This window comes from Gammaproteobacteria bacterium, assembly GCA_028819075.1.
Taxonomy (GTDB): Bacteria; Gemmatimonadota; Gemmatimonadetes; order Longimicrobiales; family Gaopeijiaceae; genus BD2-11.
Genome location: JAPPMM010000014.1, coordinates 25,488 through 40,974, shown reverse-complemented (window position 1 = coordinate 40,974; position 15,487 = coordinate 25,488). Strand labels below are relative to the sequence as shown.

At 69.8% G+C, this 15,487-nt stretch carries 16 protein-coding genes; 8 read left to right on the top strand and 8 right to left on the bottom strand.

Going from position 1 to position 15,487, the window contains the following annotated elements; genetic code table 11:
- The first annotated feature begins 56 nt into the window (after positions 1-56).
- Genes OXU32_01365 through OXU32_01340 form a run of 6 tightly spaced genes read left to right on the top strand, consistent with a single transcriptional unit; the run spans position 57 to position 7,063 of the window.
- Complete coding sequence (locus OXU32_01365) at positions 57-2,180, top strand: PQQ-dependent dehydrogenase, methanol/ethanol family (GenBank protein MDE0072619.1); 2,124 nt, start codon at positions 57-59, stop codon at positions 2,178-2,180.
- 25 nt (positions 2,181-2,205) lie between these two features.
- A complete protein-coding gene (locus tag OXU32_01360) occupies positions 2,206-3,516 on the top strand; it encodes an amidohydrolase family protein (protein MDE0072618.1) in 1,311 nt (436 codons plus the stop codon).
- Positions 3,513-4,328, top strand: a complete 816-nt coding sequence (locus tag OXU32_01355) for an SDR family oxidoreductase (protein ID MDE0072617.1) — start codon at positions 3,513-3,515, stop codon at positions 4,326-4,328. The genes OXU32_01360 and OXU32_01355 overlap by 4 nt, the downstream gene beginning before the upstream one ends.
- A gap of 7 nt (positions 4,329-4,335) precedes the next feature.
- Positions 4,336-5,394 (top strand): mannonate dehydratase, encoded by a 1,059-nt coding sequence (gene uxuA, locus OXU32_01350; protein ID MDE0072616.1) that lies wholly within the window; start codon positions 4,336-4,338, stop codon positions 5,392-5,394.
- Entirely contained in the window at positions 5,391-6,029 is a 639-nt protein-coding gene (gene eda / locus OXU32_01345; protein MDE0072615.1) for a bifunctional 4-hydroxy-2-oxoglutarate aldolase/2-dehydro-3-deoxy-phosphogluconate aldolase, read from the top strand. The genes uxuA and eda overlap by 4 nt, the downstream gene beginning before the upstream one ends.
- Positions 6,026-7,063: a sugar kinase gene (locus tag OXU32_01340; protein ID MDE0072614.1), complete on the top strand. Its 1,038-nt coding sequence runs from the start codon at positions 6,026-6,028 to the stop codon at positions 7,061-7,063. Before eda ends, OXU32_01340 begins: the two co-directional genes overlap by 4 nt.
- Before the next feature lie 23 nt (positions 7,064-7,086).
- Here the strand turns inward: OXU32_01340 and OXU32_01335 are convergent, their stop codons facing one another.
- From OXU32_01335 to OXU32_01325, 3 genes are read right to left on the bottom strand one after another with little or no spacing between them, the layout of a single operon-like run.
- Positions 7,087-7,962 carry a hypothetical protein gene (locus OXU32_01335; protein ID MDE0072613.1) on the bottom strand — a complete coding sequence of 292 codons (876 nt, stop codon included), beginning with the start codon at positions 7,960-7,962 and terminating at the stop codon, positions 7,087-7,089.
- Positions 7,959-8,900 (bottom strand): ABC transporter ATP-binding protein, encoded by a 942-nt coding sequence (locus tag OXU32_01330; GenBank protein MDE0072612.1) that lies wholly within the window; start codon positions 8,898-8,900, stop codon positions 7,959-7,961. The genes OXU32_01335 and OXU32_01330 overlap by 4 nt, the downstream gene beginning before the upstream one ends.
- The gene (locus OXU32_01325; GenBank protein ID MDE0072611.1) at positions 8,897-9,301 is read right to left on the bottom strand and encodes a GntR family transcriptional regulator; all 405 of its coding nucleotides are present in this window, start codon (positions 9,299-9,301) and stop codon (positions 8,897-8,899) included. Before OXU32_01325 ends, OXU32_01330 begins: the two co-directional genes overlap by 4 nt.
- Positions 9,302-9,528: 227 nt before the next feature.
- Here OXU32_01325 and OXU32_01320 point away from each other — a divergent pair, with 227 nt between their 5' ends.
- Positions 9,529-10,011, top strand: coding sequence for an SRPBCC domain-containing protein (locus OXU32_01320; protein MDE0072610.1), 483 nt, complete (start codon positions 9,529-9,531; stop codon positions 10,009-10,011).
- Between the two features lie 78 nt (positions 10,012-10,089).
- On the opposite strand, the gene OXU32_01315 is transcribed toward OXU32_01320, so the two are convergent.
- The gene (locus OXU32_01315; GenBank protein ID MDE0072609.1) at positions 10,090-11,160 is read right to left on the bottom strand and encodes a class A beta-lactamase-related serine hydrolase; all 1,071 of its coding nucleotides are present in this window, start codon (positions 11,158-11,160) and stop codon (positions 10,090-10,092) included.
- Complete coding sequence (locus tag OXU32_01310) at positions 11,160-11,354, bottom strand: CDGSH iron-sulfur domain-containing protein (GenBank protein ID MDE0072608.1); 195 nt, start codon at positions 11,352-11,354, stop codon at positions 11,160-11,162. The genes OXU32_01315 and OXU32_01310 overlap by 1 nt, the downstream gene beginning before the upstream one ends.
- Positions 11,355-11,466: 112 nt before the next feature.
- Here OXU32_01310 and ispG point away from each other — a divergent pair, with 112 nt between their 5' ends.
- Positions 11,467-12,711 carry a flavodoxin-dependent (E)-4-hydroxy-3-methylbut-2-enyl-diphosphate synthase gene (gene ispG / locus OXU32_01305; protein ID MDE0072607.1) on the top strand — a complete coding sequence of 415 codons (1,245 nt, stop codon included), beginning with the start codon at positions 11,467-11,469 and terminating at the stop codon, positions 12,709-12,711.
- Between the two features lie 19 nt (positions 12,712-12,730).
- Here ispG and OXU32_01300 read toward each other — a convergent pair whose 3' ends face one another.
- From OXU32_01300 to gltX, 3 genes are all read right to left on the bottom strand, one after another.
- The gene (locus tag OXU32_01300) at positions 12,731-13,309 is read right to left on the bottom strand and encodes a tetratricopeptide repeat protein (GenBank protein ID MDE0072606.1); all 579 of its coding nucleotides are present in this window, start codon (positions 13,307-13,309) and stop codon (positions 12,731-12,733) included.
- Positions 13,306-13,893, bottom strand: a complete 588-nt coding sequence (locus OXU32_01295; protein ID MDE0072605.1) for a hypothetical protein — start codon at positions 13,891-13,893, stop codon at positions 13,306-13,308. The genes OXU32_01300 and OXU32_01295 overlap by 4 nt, the downstream gene beginning before the upstream one ends.
- A 116-nt stretch (positions 13,894-14,009) precedes the next feature.
- The gene (gene gltX / locus OXU32_01290) at positions 14,010-15,485 is read right to left on the bottom strand and encodes a glutamate--tRNA ligase (GenBank protein MDE0072604.1); all 1,476 of its coding nucleotides are present in this window, start codon (positions 15,483-15,485) and stop codon (positions 14,010-14,012) included.
- Positions 15,486-15,487 lie beyond the last annotated feature (2 nt).

Here is a 15,487-nt window from a genome sequence, read left to right as displayed (position 1 = left end):
CCGCGGGCATACTATTTCGGCATGAGACACGCACCCAACCGCGCGAGGTCCCGGGCTTGATTCGCAACCGAAGGATGTGGCTTCTCCTGGCCGTGGTGGCCGGTGCCGGCGCGTTTATCGCCGGAGAGCAGGAGTCGGGAGGCTACCCGCACCAGGAGATCCTGCTCAACCCGCCCGCCGGGGAGTGGCTCAACTACGGCCGCGACCAGGACGGCACCCACCACAGCCCCCTCGACCAGGTCGACGCCGGCAACGTGGACCGGCTCGGCCTGGCCTGGAGCTACGACACCGGCTCGTACCCGGGCCAACTGGAGGGGACGCCGATCGTCGCGGGCGGCACCATGTACGGCACGCTCACCTGGAGCGTCGTCTTCGCCGTCGACGCACGCACCGGCGAGGAGAAGTGGCGCTGGGACCCGGGGATCCCGCAGACCCAGTACGTCACCGACGCGCGCGGCATCCGGCACCGGCGGGGGCCGAGCCTGTGCTGCGGCCCGGTCAACCGGGGCGTGGCCCTCTACGACGGCAAGGTCTACGTGGGGCTCCTGAACGGGAGCCTGGCCGCGCTGGACGCGGGAACGGGGGAGGAGGTGTGGCGGGTGCAGGTGCGGAGCCCGCTCGACGACTACAGCATCACCGGCGCCCCGCGCATCGTCGACGGCATGGTGATCACGGGAATCAGCGGCGCCGAGTTCGGCGTGCGCGGCTTCGTGTCGGCCTATGACGCGCAGACCGGCGAGCTGATCTGGCGCTTCTACACGGTGCCGGGCGATCCCACCGAGCCCTTCGAGAGCGAGGCCCTGGAGCGGGCGGCCGAGACCTGGACCGGCGCCTGGTGGCGGTACGGGGGCGGCGGGACGGTGTGGGACGGGATGGCCTGGGATCCGGAGCTGGACCTGCTCTACTTCGGGGTGGGCAACGGAGGGCCCTGGGCGCGCGATATCCGGAGCCCGGCGGGCGGCGACAACCTCTATCTCACCTCGATCATGGCGGTGCGCCCGCGCACGGGCGAGTACGTCTGGCACTACCAGACCACGCCCGGCGACGACTGGGACTACGCCGCCACCCAGCCCCTCATCCTCGCGGATCTGGTCATCGGCGGGCGCGAGCGGCAGGTCATCATGCAGGCGCCCAAGAACGGCTTCTTCTACGTGATCGATCGCGTGACCGGCGAGTTCATCTCCGCGGAGCCGTTCGCGCGGGTGACCTGGGCGATGGGGTACGACCCGGAGACCGGGCGCCCGATCGAGACCGACTTCGCGCGTTACGGCATCGAGGGCGCGCTCATCTCTCCCGGCTCCGATGGCGCCCACAACTGGCATGCCACCTCGTGGAATCCGGCCACCGGCCTCGTCTACCTGCCCGGGCAGGAGACCTCCCGCTGGTACTCCGTGGATCCGGACTTCGCGATCGAGCCCGGGCAGCCGGGCTTCGGGATGGGACGCCGCCGGCCGGCCGCAGGGCCGATCAGGGGCGTCGACGTGGCCGCCGAGCTTCCCGCCGTCCTGCCCCAGGCCGGGCCCCGGGATCGCGAGATCGACCCCATGGTGGTCGGGATGGGGGGCTCCGGTGCCTTTCTGGCCGCGTGGGATCCGGTCGCCCGGGAGGAGCGCTGGCGGCACCGCTTCGAGCAGCGGGGCGTCTCCGGCGGTACGCTGACCACCGCCGGCAACCTGGTGTTCCACGGGAACGGGGGCGGGTCCTTCAACGCCTATCGCGCGGACGACGGCGAGATGCTGTGGGAATACCCGCTCGCGCCCGGCTTCGCCAATCCCGTGACGTACATGCTGGACGGCCGGCAATACGTCTCGGTGGTGACCGGCCGGGGCGGCAGCTACGCGCCGGGCCGGGTCTACACCTTCGCGCTGGACGCGGACCTGCCCGCGCCGTCGATGGAGCCGCAGGCGCCCCCGCCGCCTCCCCCGGTCGAGCCGCCTCCCGACGGGTTCCTGGGCGGCATGGGTGGAGCGGAGCTGCCGGATCTGCCCGGGAGCGATCTGGCGCGCGAAGCCTGCACGCGGTGCCACTCGGCCGACCGGATCATCAACAACCGCCGCAGCGCCGAAGAGTGGCGGCTGTTCGTGGGCGAGAAGTACGCCCGCGGCTTCATCAACGCGACCACGCCGGAGCAGCGCGCGGCGATCGTCGACTACATGACACGCGCCCTCCCGAGAGGTTGAGGGAGCGGGACAGGAGGTAGGACCCATGCGTTGTTCGTTCGTGACTCATGCCCTGTTCGCCGCGGCGCTGTTCGCCGTTCTCCCGGGCCAGCCGGCCGCAGCCCGGCAGGGCAACGACACCATAAGGGCCCGCGACGGAACCCCCATTCCGGTGATCCCGCGCGCGCCCGAGGGGATGGCCGAAGGCGCCGTCTGGATCCCGCCGATGCCGCCTCTGGAGGCGACCCTGCCTCCGGAGGGCTGGGAACCGGTCGGATACGAGCAGCCGCCCATGCCCTATATCCTGCTCCGGCTCCCGAGAACCAACATCACGCGGGCAGGATTCCCGGCCATCGACTTCCACGTGCACGCCGGCGAACTCACCACCTCCGAGGCGTACGAGAGCATGGTCGCCCTCATGGACTCCATCGGCATGGGCGCGATCATCAACCTGAACGGCGGCACCGGGGCCCACCTCGACTCCACGCTGGCGGCGGGGCAGGCGTACCGGGACCGGGTCGTGAACTTCGTCACCCTGAACCTCGACGGCATCAACGAGCCCGGCTGGTCAGAGTGGATGGCCGGGGAGCTGGAACGCGGCTTTCTGGCCGGCGCCGGCGGCCTGAAGGTGTCCAAGGCACTGGGCCAGGGCGCGCGCAACCCGGACGGCAGCTTCATCCAGGCCGACGATCCGCGCCTCGATGCCGTGTGGGCGATGGCCGCGAAGCACGACAAGCCGATCATGATTCACACCAGCGACTCGGTCGGACGCTTCTATCCCATCGGTCCTCTCAACGAGCGCTACGAGGCCGGCCTGTGGCGGCATCCGGGGGACAAGAGCGGCAATCTCTACGAGTCGGGCCCGCCCCGCGAGGTGATCGAGGTCGCGCGCGAGAGGATGCTCGCCAAGCATCCGCGCACGCGCTTCGTGCTCGGGCATATGGCGATGCTCTACTACGACCCGGGGAGGCTCGGAACGCTGCTGGACACCTATCCGAACGCCGACCTGGAGACATCCGCCGCGATTCAGGACCTGGGCCGCGCGCCCCGCCTGTGGAGAGAGTTCTTCCTCAAGTACCAGGACCGCATCCTCTTCGGCACCGACGGCAACCGGCGCCGCACGATCGACGACTTCTGGACCCCGCACTGGCGCTTCCTGGAGACGTTCGACGAGCACTTCTTTCATCCGGCCCAGGTCCGCACCCCCGGCGGCTCGCCGGGCCACGGGCGCTACAACATCTACGGGATCGGCCTTCCGGACGAAGTGCTGCGCAAGATCTACTTCGAGAACGCGCTCCGGCATCTTCCCTACATGCGCGATTCCATCGAGCGTCAGCTCGCAGAGCGGGGCGGGTGAGTTCGGGCGGGGAGACCGATCCGTTCGACCTCACCGGCAGGGTGGCGGTGGTGTGCGGCGGCTACGGCGTGCTGGGCGGAGCGATCGCCGCGGAGCTGGGGCGTGCGGGGTCGCGGGTTGCGGTGCTGGGCCGCCGCCGCGAGCAGGCTGAAGCGAAGGCTGCCGGGATCGGTGGAGCCATCGCGCTGGAGGCGGACGTGCTGGACGAAGAGGCGCTTCGCCGGGCACGTCGCGAGCTCCTGGACCGGTGGGGAGCGGTGGATGTGCTGGTCAACGCCGCGGGGGGGAACATGAAGCGTGCGCGCAGCGACGAGGGGAGCATTTTCGCGGTTCCCGCAGATGCCTTCGACGAGGCCCTCCGCCTGAACCTCCACGGCTCGGTCGTACCGTCCATGGTCTTCGGTGAGGCGATGGCCGCTCGGGGCGCCGGCTGCATCGTGAACATCTCGTCGATGGCGGCGCTTCGGGTTCTCACGGGCGTCATGGCCTACTCGGCCGCCAAGGCCGCCATCGAGAACTTCACGCGCTGGATGGCGGTCGAACTGTCCCGCCGGCACGGGGACGGTCTCCGAGTCAATGCGGTCGCGCCCGGCTTCTTCCTGGCGGAGCAGAACCGGGCCGTGCTGGTGAAGCCTGACGGGAGCTACACCGCGCGGGCCAGGCGCATCATCGAACACACCCCGATGGGGCGGCTGGGGAGGCCCGCGGAGGTGGCGGGGGTAGTCCGCTGGCTTGCGAGCGACGCCGCGTCGTTCGTCACCGGCGCCGTGATCCCCGTCGACGGGGGCTTCAGCGCCTTCAGCGGCATCTGAGGCGCCCATGCTGATGAGCTTCCGCTGGTTCGGTCCCGGGGATTCGGTGAGCCTGTCGCGGATTCGCCAGATCCCCGGCGTCGAGGGGGTGGTCAGCGCGCTGCACGACATCCCCGCGGGGGAAGCGTGGCCGCGGGACGAGCTGAGCCGGCTGGGCGAGGCGATCGACGACGCGGGGCTCCGCTTCGCGGTGGTGGAGAGCATTCCCGTCCACGACGACATCAAGCTGGGGCGGCCCTCGAGGGATCGGTTCATCGAGCGTTACTGCGAGAGCGTGCGCGCCGTGGGCGAGATCGGCGTGCCGGTCATCTGCTACAACTTCATGCCCGTGCTCGACTGGACCCGCACGAGCATCGACAAGCGGCTGGCGGACGGGTCGGCCACGCTCGCGTACGACCCGGAGGAGCTGGCCGCGCTTGATCCCGCGCGGGGCCCGGCCGCGCTTCCGGCGTGGTCGCCCGTCCAGCCCGAACGGCTTTCCGAGCTGCTCGCCGCCTTCCGCGCGATGGAAGAGGAGCAGCTCTGGGAGAACCTGGGGTACTTCCTGGAGGCCGTGGTACCCGTGGCGGAGGAGTCCGGTGTGCTGATGGCGATGCATCCGGACGATCCGCCGTGGTCCGTCTTCGGGCTGCCGCGCGTCGTCACAGATGGTCCGGCGCTCGAGCGGCTGCTGGGGCTGGTGGATCGGCCCGCCAACGGGATCACCTTCTGCACCGGCTCCCTGGGCGCCCGTCCCGACAACGACCTGCCCGCGATCATCCGCCGCCTGGGTTCGAGGATCCACTTCGCGCATTGCCGCAACGTCCGCGTGACCGGCGATCGGCGCTTCCACGAGAGTCCCCACCCGTCGCGGCTGGGGGATGTCGACCTGCTGGAGGTGGTCCGCGCGCTGCGCGAGGTGGAGTTTGCCGGGCCGATGCGCCCCGACCACGGACGCATGATCTGGGGCGAGACGGGCCAGCCGGGCTACGGCCTGTACGATCGAGCGCTCGGGGCGATGTACCTGCAGGGGCTGTGGGAAGGGGTGGAAGGGATGGCGGTCCGCGAGAAGCGTGGATCGCGATGACGTCCCTGAACGAACGGATCGGCCGGCTGGGCGTGGTCCCCGTGGTCGTCATCCGCGACCCGCGCCGCGCGGTGCCGCTGGCGCGCGCACTGGCCGAGGGCGGCCTTCCGTGCGCCGAGATCACGTTCAGGACTTCCGGGGCCGCGGAGGCGCTGCGCCGCATCGCGGCGGAGGTCCCCGACGTCCTGCCGGGCGCCGGCACCGTCCTCACACCCGGGCAGGCGGAGGCCGCGAGGGAGGCGGGGGCGCGATTCGTGGTCTCCCCGGGCTTCGATGCCCGCGTGGTCGACTATTGCCGGGCGCACGAACTCCCCGTCTATCCCGGCGTATGCACGCCCACCGAGATTCAGAGCGCCCTCGAGGCGGGGCTCGACGTGCTGAAGTTCTTTCCCGCCGGGCCCCTCGGAGGAGCGTCCTTCCTCAAGGCGATCTCGGCGCCTTTCCCCGGCCTGAGGTTCATCCCCACCGGAGGAGTGAAGCGCGAGCACCTCCCCGGTTACCTCAAGCTCGATCGGGTGCTGGCGTGCGGCGGTTCCTGGCTCGCGCCGCCCGCGTCGATCGACGCGGGCGCCTTCGACCGGATCCGCGACGAGGCCGCGCGGACCGTCGCCGTCGTCCGGAGAGAGCGCCCATGACCTCCCCCATGCGCATCGTGACCTTCGGCGAGCTCATGCTGCGGCTCCGGGCCCCGGGACGCGAGCGGTTGCTCCAGAGCCCGCGTCTCGAGGCGACCTTCGGCGGGGCCGAGAGCAACGTGGCGGTCTCGCTCACCAACTTCGGGCTGGACGCGGCCTTCTGCACGGTCCTGCCCGCGAACCCGATCGCCGATGCGGCCATCGGCGAACTGCGCCGCTTCGGCGTGGACACCCGGCACATCCGGCGGGGAGGTGAGCGCATGGGCATCTACTACCTGGAGACGGGAGCGAACCAGCGGCCCAGCCGGGTGGTCTACGACCGCGCGAACTCGTCCATCGCCTGCGCCGGCCGAGGCGACTTTGACTGGGATGCCGTCTTGGAGGGTGCGGACTGGTTCCACATCACCGGCATCACGCCGGCGCTCAGCTCCGCCGCCGCCGAACTCTCCCTGCAGGCGGTCCGCCGGGCGAGAGAGCGGGGGGTGACCGTCTCGTGCGACTACAACTACCGGAGCAAGCTCTGGAAGTACGGGAAAACCGCCCCGGAGGTGATGCGCGAGCTGGTGGCGCACGTGCAGATCGGCATCGCGAACGAGGAGGACTGCCAGCGCTCGCTCGGGATCGCATCGAACGTGGACGTAGAGGCCGGCGCCCTGGATCATGAGCGCTACCGGGTGCTGGCCGAGCGGGTGCTGGCCGCCTTTCCGAACCTGGAGAAGCAGGTCATCACCCTGCGCGAGAGCCGGAGCGCCGACGACAACACCTGGGGCGCCTGCCTGCACGACGGCCGGGACTTCATGGTGAGCGGCAGATACGAGGTGCCGGACATCGTCGACCGCGTCGGAACCGGCGACGCCTTCGCCGCGGGGTTCATCTACGGTCTCGCGACCCATGCGGACGACCGCAGCGCTTTGGAGTTCGCGACGGCGGCCGGGTGCCTGAAGCACTCGGTCCCGGGCGACTTCCACCGGGTGGGCGTGACCGAAGTCGAGGCTCTCATGAGTGGGGGTGCCAGCGGGCGCGTGCAGCGGTAACGATCCAGAGTGTGCCGCCCGGGTCAGTGATTCCGTGCTCGGCTCGACGCCGCCAGCACCCCCGCCAGCCCCAGGCCGATCCAGAACGCGGATAATGCCGTCCACATCTTCACGTTCGGCAGGAGCGTCCACACCTCCCTCCCACCGCTCATCCCCCATGCGAACGAGCCTCCACCGATGTACCAGGCAACGAAGTCGCTGACCCGCTGAATCCAGTCGATGTCCCGGAAGTCGGCGATGCCCAGCACGACCCCGCCCGCGACCCACAGCCCGGCGGCCCAGAACAGCGGGCGGCGTGTGGCGAGCACAAGGGTGCTGGCAAGCAGGTAGGCTGCGGTCGCCGAGGTGAACGGGAGTGCCCACTCCCACCACGGAGTGGTCCAGTTCACCGATTGCACGGCACCCGGCGTGCCCGCGGTGGCTCCCGCCGGGTCGAGGACAAGCAGGCGAACCTCGTCGACCCCCAGGGACCCGCCGCTCGCCAGCGTCGTGAGCGTGACCCAAACGAGAGCCGCACCCAGGATCGCCATGAGCCAGACCCATCCGGCCGCGACCTTGAGAAGCGCGTGTCTCCGGTGATCGACGGGCATCGACCACAGCGGGGTGTCGCCGAACCGCCGCTCGCCCTTCCACACCACGAGCGGAAGCAGCAGGGCGCCGAGCACGCCGAAGAAGCCCCAGGGCGGCTCCCCGGGATCGAAGACGAGTTCACCGATCTCCCCATCGACCATCGCCTGCAGGACAGGCATTCTGCTGAAGGCGATGAGGGCCACCGAGCCGAGCGCCAGCGCCAGGGCTGCCAGGGCGCCCTCGCGGCGGATCGCGAGCCCGACCACGCGAAGCTGTTCGCCCCACACCGCCTTCATTGCGGGTATGCGGCCTGCGGTCGAGTCCGTCATGTTGCCTCCCTTTCGGAGAGTAGAGCCAGCGCTGCTTCGTCCACCGACAGGGGAGCGACTTCCCGCACCGCCGCGCCCGCCTGCGACAGGCCGCGCGTAACGGCGTCACGGTCGCCCCACACCGTCCATTCGATCGCGCGGGCCGCGTCGCTGCGCCTGACCACGCGCCCCGCCAACTCGCCGGGTCCCCTCCAGCCTTCGGGAACATCCGCCCAGTAGCGCAACAGGCCCCCGTACAACTCGTCGCGCGGCAGTTGGCCCAGGAGCCGTCCCTCCGATAGCACGCCCACGTGATCCACCAAGGGCTCCACCTCGTAGACCCGGTGCGTGGAGATCACAACGGTGGTCGGAGAATCGGCGAGGTGTTCGCTGAGGATGCTCAAGGTCTCGTCGCGCACCACATGGTCCAGGCCGTCGGTCGGCTCGTCCAGAAGGAGCAGCGGCGGCCTGTGCGCCAGTGCCAGAACGAGCTGCACGCGTCGGCTCTCACCCTTCGACAGCGTGTGGCACTTGCGTCGGGGATCGATCCCGTACCTGGCCCTCAATCCGCGGGCATACTCCGCGTCCCAGGACGGGTGGTAGACCGCCTGGTGCTCCAGCAGCCGGCCCACCGTCATCCAGGCGTAGCCGACCCGGTAGTCCTCAGGTACATAGCCGATACCCGCGCGCACTTCGGCTCCCCGGTCGGCCGGGTCCCGCCCCAGCACGCTGACCGCTCCGTCCTGGTATCGCACGAGACCCATGAGGGTCCGAATCAGCGTGCTCTTGCCCGCGCCGTTGGGACCCACGAGCACGTATACGGACCCTTCCGGAACCTGCAGATCCAGGCCGTCCAGAGCGCGTGTAGAACCGAACTGCTTCGCCAGCCCCCGTGTCGTCACCGCGAATGGACCGTTCCCGAGGTCGATGGGAAGCGCCGCGGTAGCTGTGTCCGTCATCGTCCGTCCTCCTTCCTTCCGTCACCATGAGCATCTCCACCCTCCACCTCCCGCAGCGCCGTCATCAGATCGGCCAGCGCGAGTCCGTTCCGCGAGGCGTCAGCCAGGGCCCGCCTCGCCACCTCCCTCGCAAGGCGCGGCCGCTCCTTTTCCTCCGGCCGCACCCCCGGCGCCACGAACGTGCCCTTCCCGTGCCGCACCTGTACCACGCCGTCGCGCTCGAGCGCCGCATACGCCTGCGATACGGTCCGCGGATTCACGCGGAGACTCGAGGAGAGATCGCGCACCGAAGGGAGCGGATCCTCGGGACGGAGACTTCCCCGAACGAGACCGCTGCGCACCGCGTCCATGATCTGGACGTACAGCGGTCGGCCGTCGGCGTGGCTGAGTCTGATCTTCATGGCGCCTCAACTGTTGTAGTCATGTACTACAGATGCAACAGTAGGGGAAGCGGCCGAGCGAGTCAAGGGACCAGGGAAGACGGGAGATCGATCATCACCATTTCCTCGATGGCCACTCCGCGGTGGGCCTGCAGGACCTTGCCGTCTACAGCCCATCCTCGCCAGGCTTTCCCAAGGGGCAGCTGTCGTAGTGGAGCCAAGTGATCTGCACACACGAAGGGGGCCGAATGAGCAACCTGGCGCTCACCGGGGACGGGGAGACGGACATCGTCGCAACGCGCCGTTTCAAGGCCTCGCCCGAGGCGCTCTACCGCGCGCACACCGACCCGGAGCTCATCCGGCAGTGGGTGCTCGGGCCGCCTGGATGGTCAATGACGGTGTGCGTGAACGAGGCCAGGCCCGGGGGGCGTATCCATTACGAATGGCAGCATGAAGATGGCCAGCGGTTCGGGATCACGGGTGAGATGCTCGAGATCGAGCCCGGCGCGCGCATCGTCCACAGCGAGCGGATGGAGCTGGACGACGCGACGGCCGAATACCGCGTTGAGACCCGGTTCGAAGCCGACGGCGAAGGCGCTCTCCTGACAATGCGCATGGTCTTCGCCGATGAGGCGACCCGAGAGACGATGATCGAAACCGGGATGGAGCAGGGCATGGAGGCAAGCTACGCCCGCGTCGATCCGCTGTTCACGAGCCCCGGCGGCCAATGAGCCCTGAACACCCACTACCGGTAGTGGGATGCCCCTACCGGTAGTGGGTATGCCTGCCGCGGGAGGATCGCGGCCCAGCTAGCGCCAACTGTTGACGATGTCCTCGGCGATGCGGCCCAGCGTGGACTCCAGCTCGATGAAGTCGCCCGTGTTCTGGTTGGTGAAGACCGCGATCACGGTGGGTCCGCCTTCGTAGTACAGGATCCCCACGTCGTTGCCGGCATAGGGCGGCCAGTCGCCGGTCTTGTGGGCCACGGAGGCGCGGAAACGGATATAGCGGGGCAGGCGCGTGCTGTAGAACTGGCGCTCCAGGATGCGGATCATTTCGTCGCTCGACGCGCGCGACGCCACCTCGGCGTTGTGGATCTGCGCCAGCAGGCCCGCGATCTCGCGGGCGGTGATGCTGCCCAGCCATTCCTCCGGGTCGCCCTCGAAGCGGAAGGTGCGCGCGGACGCCTCGGGGTCGGAGGGGAAGCCGCGCTCGAAGACCTCGCGGTGGGACAGCGCCTCGTTGGCGGGGTCGGCCATGACCCACACCCGGCGGAAGAGATCGCCGATGGTGGCGCGCAGGCGGGTCTGCTCGTAGCCAAGTTCCGACAGCATTTCGTTGACGCGCTCCTGGCCGAGGCGCGCGATCATGATGTCGGTGGCGGTGTTGTCGCTGGTGATGATCATCTGGGTGATCAGGTCGCGCCAGGTCGGCTCCAACCCGGGCGCGAAGGTCTGGAGCAGGCCGCTTCCCCGGCGCAGATCCTCGGGCCGGATGCGGTAGCGCTCATCGAGGTCGAGCCTGCCCGCCTCCGCGTCGCGGTACGCGAGCACCATGACCGGGATCTTGATGACGCTGAGCGCGTTCATCGGCTCGTCGGCGCGGATGGCGATTTCGCGGCCCGACGGCAGGTGCCGGGCGAAGAGCGAGGTGCGGGCCGGGAGGCCGTCGAGCCGGGCCGTTACGCGCGCGGCGAGCCCGGAGGCGTCGCCGGTGGTGGCCTGGACGGATTCAATCGCGGACAGGCCGATTCCCGCTCCGCCGGCGGTGCCATCTGCGGCGGATGAGCCTCCGGGGGCGGATCCATCACCGCATGCGGCCAGGAGCGCCAATAGCGAGGCAAGCGTCACGGCTTGGGGGCTGAGCCTCGCGCGGTCCATCAGTCCGCCTCGAAGCCGTTGCGCTTGTGGCTGCCGTCGCAGAAAGGCTTGTTCGCCGAGCCCCCGCAGCGGCAAAGGAAGGTCGCCTTGCCGGGACGCGTCGCGATGGGGTCTCCCGCGTCGTTCTGGAGTTCGATTTCGCCATCGATTCGACAGGGTCCGTTCCTGATGACGCGGATGGTCACTTGTGACATTCGTTTCCTCACTGGATTGGGGGGAGATTCAGCCACGCATGTATGGCCGCCGTCCGGGTGCTAGATTTGTCACCATTGAGCGCGAATGACAACCCGGAGCGATGGAAGCGCCATGAGTCACGTGAAACGCAGGCCCTCGGCGGCCGTGGATATCGGCGGAGTCATGGTCGGGGGGGATCACCCGGTCGTCGTGCAGTCGATGACCAACACCGACACCGCCGACGCCGCGGCCACCGCCGCGCAGGTCGCCGCCCTGGCCGCCGCCGGGAGCGAGCTGGTGCGGATCACGGTCAACCACCACCCGGCCGCCCGCGCGGTCCCCGAGATCGTGGCGCGCCTGCGCGACCAGGGCGTGGAGGTGCCGATCGTGGGCGACTTCCACTACAACGGGCACATCCTGCTCGCCGAGCATCCGGCGTGTGCGCGCGCCCTCGCCAAGTACCGCATCAACCCCGGCAACGTCGGCGCCAAGCGGCGCGACGAGAACTTCAGCAGCATCATTCGGCTGGCCATCGAATACGACAAGCCTGTGCGCATCGGCGTCAACTGGGGCTCGCTGGACCGGCGGCTGCTGACCGAGCTCATGGACGAGAACGCGAAGCGCGCGCGGCCCCGTGACGCCGGAGAGGTGGTCCTGGATGCGATGGTGGAGAGCGGAATGCGCTCCTCCGTCCTCGCCGAGGAGGTCGGGCTGGGCCACGACCGCATCGTGATAAGCGCGAAGGTCTCCAAGGTGCAGGACCTTGTGACCGTTTATCGCAAGCTGGCGCCCCTGAGCGACTACGCGCTTCACCTCGGGCTGACGGAAGCCGGCATGGGCATTCCGGGCATCGTAGCCAGCGCCGCGGGGCTGGCCCCGCTGCTGCTCGAGGGGATCGGCGACACCATCCGCGTCTCGCTGACGCCCCGTCCGGGTGGGGACCGAACCGAGGAAGTGCAAGTCGCGAAGCAGATCCTGCAGTCGCTCGAGATCCGCAACTTCGAGCCCCAGGTCACCTCATGTCCGGGATGCGGACGGACCACCAGCGTTTTCTTCCAGGAGCTCGCGGAGGACATCCAGGGCTATCTGCGCGCGCAGATGCCGGTCTGGAAGTCGATGCATCCCGGGGTCGAGGAGATGCGCGTCGCGGTCATGGGCTGCGTGGTGAACGGTCCCGGGGAGTCGAAGCACGCCGATATCGGCATCTCGCTGCCCGGCACCTTCGAGGAGCCCAAGGCCCCGGTCTACGTGGACGGAGCCCACTACTGCACGCTCAAGGGCGAAGGCCTGGCGGACGAGTTCAAGGAGATCGTGGACGACTACGTGCGTCGCCGGTACGGGATGAAGGAGACGGCGGGCGCGGGCGCGGGCGCCTGAGCCGGAGGCGGGGCGGAGGCTACGGGCTCGACAGATGCGTTTCGCATTCGCGCACACCCTCCTCGACACCGGCGGCTCGGTACAGCTTCGCGGCCCTGCGCCACAGGTGCCGCGCCCCTTCAGCGTCGCCGAGTTCCTCCCTGAGCAGGGCCATGGGCCGAACGGCGTTGGCGTGGTCCAGGGGATGGGCCGTCCTGTCGCGATCGTACAGGTCGAGCGCCTCCTCGTAACACCGTCCCGCTGAATCGAGCCGACCAAGGCGCTGGTTCACCTGGCCAAGGTGCCGCACCGCGTGTGCGAGCCGCAGCGGATCGCGGGTCTCCCGCGCGGCCGCGACCGACTCCTCGAACAGAGTCCGGGCCTTGTCCGGGTGGCCCAGGTCCAGCGCGACGTGGCCGAGCTTGCCCAGCGCGGCGGACAGCTCCTTGCTCGCACCTGCCTGCCGGGAGATCTCGCAGGCCCTGACGAGGTCGGCCTCGATCCGTGCCATGAGGACACCCAGGTCCGCCTCGTCGGCCGGTGGCGATTGCAGCGCCTCCCAGCGCGATCGCCACGCCTTCACGATGAGTGCCCGCGCGTGCTTCTCCGCCCCGCTCACCGCCTGGAGCCGCCCGAAATGCCGGCTATGGCCGGATCGTCGTGTGCGGTGGATCTGTTCATGTTGACGCGTCCTCCTTCGAGCCCGTACGAACCGGGCGGCGGGGCCCAAGGGCCATCGCTGGTGGCGTCGAGGCGCGTGCGCACGGCCCGCCATCCCATCTCGGCGTCGGGCACCATCAGGATGTCCCACACTTCGCGGCGGATCAGGCCGTTGGTGCCGGCCCCGTCGATCAGACGAACCACGCGCATCGAGAGCCGTCCGCCGGCGATGGGTTCGGGCATGACGAGCTGGTAGAGCACGCCCGCGTCCCGGATGCGGCAACCCTCGGGGGACGGGAAGTCGGGGCAGAGCAGCACGTCCTCGACCGCGGCGACCTCGACGTAGCCGAGCTGCTCCAGCGCGCTCCGGTTCTCGTCGTCCAGCAGGGCGCGGCCGGTGGCGCCGGGTGGGCGCCCGACCTGTTCGGCGAAGAAGGTGGGCTGCTCGCCTGGCGGCAGCACGTCGAAAATGACCTCGACGGCCTTGCGGTTGGCCCGTTGCGCCGAAAGCGCAGGAGGCGCGAGGGCGATCAGCGTCGTCATCGCGGCCACCGCGAAGGCGGCCGACCGTGCTGTTCGCCTCCGGCGCCCCGGATACCACACCGCCGGGTCTGGTCGCCTCGTCCGTCCGGTAGGCACTCGTTTGCGCATCACCGGCCTCACCGGCTACCCGGCGCGGCAGCGGTCTGGCCGGCGGGCGCGGGATCGGCCTCTCCTGCGGCCAGCGTCTCCAGCGCGCGCCCGATGCGGTCGAGGGAGACGGGCTTCCCGAGGTGGTACAGCACGTCGAAGATGCCGGGGCTCGCGGCCTGGCCGGTGAGCGCCACCCGGAGCGGATGGATCAGGCGCCCCGCGCCCACGCCGAACTCCTCGGCGAGACTCCGGAGCGAGCTCTCCAGCGGCTCGGGCTGCCACTCGCAGTGCTCGAACCTCCGGCGGAGGGCGTTCAGATACTCCTCTACCTGCGCTCGGCGCTTCCAGTGCTTGCGTACAGCCTTGGGTTCGTAAGAGATCTCGCCCGGCAGGTAGAGCAACACGTTGCGGGCCAGCGCGTCCAGGCTGCGCGCCCGCGTGCGCAGCAGGTCGAGCAGGCCTTCGTACCAGCCCGGCCGGTCCTTGATCGTCGCATCCGCTGCCTGCGGGAGCTGCGCCTTCACGAGCGACCCCAGCCGGGCGAGATCCATGCGCGACAGGTGGCGGCCGTTGAGCCAGGCGAGCTTGTCGGCGTCGAACACCGAGCCCTTGCGCAGGATGCGCTTGAGCGAGAAGCGCCGGACGATCTCGTCCAGCTCCATCACCTCGCGGTCGTCGCCGGGGGACCAGCCGAGCAGGGCCAGGAAGTTGACCATCGCCTCCGGCAGAATGTCGCGCCGATACTCGGCGATATCGGTGGCGCCGTGGCGCTTGGAGAGGCGCTTGCCGTCCCGTCCCAGGATGAGCGGCACGTGGCCGAAGCGCGGCACCGGGAAGCCCAGGGCCCGCGCCAGAAGGATCTGCTTGGGCGTATTGGACAGGTGGTCGTCGCCCCGGAGCACCATGTCGATGCGCGCGTGGGCATCGTCGCAGACCACCGCGAGGTTGTAGGTCGGGCTGCCGTCGGCGCGCAGAATGACCAGGTCGTCGATGTCCCGGTTGCGGAAGCGCATGCGGCCGTGGACGGCGTCCTCCCATTCGGTCGAGCCCTCCGGGACGAGGAAGCGCATCGCGTGCGGTTCGCCCGCCGCGGCGCGCTCTTCGGCTTCGCCGGGCGCCAGCGCCTCCGCCCGCCGCCGGGCCGCCCGGGTGGCCTCGCCCGCCAGGACGGCGATGTTGGCGCGGTCGCGGGCGAGTTCTTCGGGCGTGGAGAAGTCCCGGTACGCATGCCCGCCGGCCAGCAGCTTGCGGCCGGCGGCCGTGTGCTCGCCCACCCGGTCGCTCTGGAAGAAGGGCCCCTCGTCCCAGTCGATGCCGAGCCACTCCAGCCCGTGCAGAATGGCCCCGGTCATCGCCTCGCTCGAGCGGGCGCGGTCGGTGTCTTCGATGCGCAGCACGAAGGTCCCGCCGCTCCGGCGCGCGAGCAGCCAGTTGAAAAGCGCGGTGCGGGCGCCGCCGACATGCAGAAACCCCGTCGGCGACGGAGCGAAGCGAACGCGCACGG

Excerpts from the sequence above, each read along its gene's own strand:
- OXU32_01360 (MDE0072618.1), top strand. The coding sequence starts at position 2,206 with ATGCGTTGTTCGTTCGTGACTCATGCCCTGTTCGCCGCGGCGCTGTTC.
- uxuA (MDE0072616.1), top strand. The coding sequence starts at position 4,336 with ATGCTGATGAGCTTCCGCTGGTTCGGTCCCGGGGATTCGGTGAGCCTG.
- eda (MDE0072615.1), top strand. The coding sequence starts at position 5,391 with ATGACGTCCCTGAACGAACGGATCGGCCGGCTGGGCGTGGTCCCCGTG.
- OXU32_01340 (MDE0072614.1), top strand. The coding sequence starts at position 6,026 with ATGACCTCCCCCATGCGCATCGTGACCTTCGGCGAGCTCATGCTGCGG.
- OXU32_01335 (MDE0072613.1), bottom strand. The coding sequence starts at position 7,962 with ATGACGGACTCGACCGCAGGCCGCATACCCGCAATGAAGGCGGTGTGG.
- OXU32_01330 (MDE0072612.1), bottom strand. The coding sequence starts at position 8,900 with ATGACGGACACAGCTACCGCGGCGCTTCCCATCGACCTCGGGAACGGT.
- OXU32_01325 (MDE0072611.1), bottom strand. The coding sequence starts at position 9,301 with ATGAAGATCAGACTCAGCCACGCCGACGGCCGACCGCTGTACGTCCAG.
- OXU32_01320 (MDE0072610.1), top strand. The coding sequence starts at position 9,529 with ATGAGCAACCTGGCGCTCACCGGGGACGGGGAGACGGACATCGTCGCA.
- OXU32_01315 (MDE0072609.1), bottom strand. The coding sequence starts at position 11,160 with ATGGACCGCGCGAGGCTCAGCCCCCAAGCCGTGACGCTTGCCTCGCTA.
- OXU32_01310 (MDE0072608.1), bottom strand. The coding sequence starts at position 11,354 with ATGTCACAAGTGACCATCCGCGTCATCAGGAACGGACCCTGTCGAATC.
- ispG (MDE0072607.1), top strand. The coding sequence starts at position 11,467 with ATGAGTCACGTGAAACGCAGGCCCTCGGCGGCCGTGGATATCGGCGGA.
- OXU32_01295 (MDE0072605.1), bottom strand. The coding sequence starts at position 13,893 with ATGACGACGCTGATCGCCCTCGCGCCTCCTGCGCTTTCGGCGCAACGG.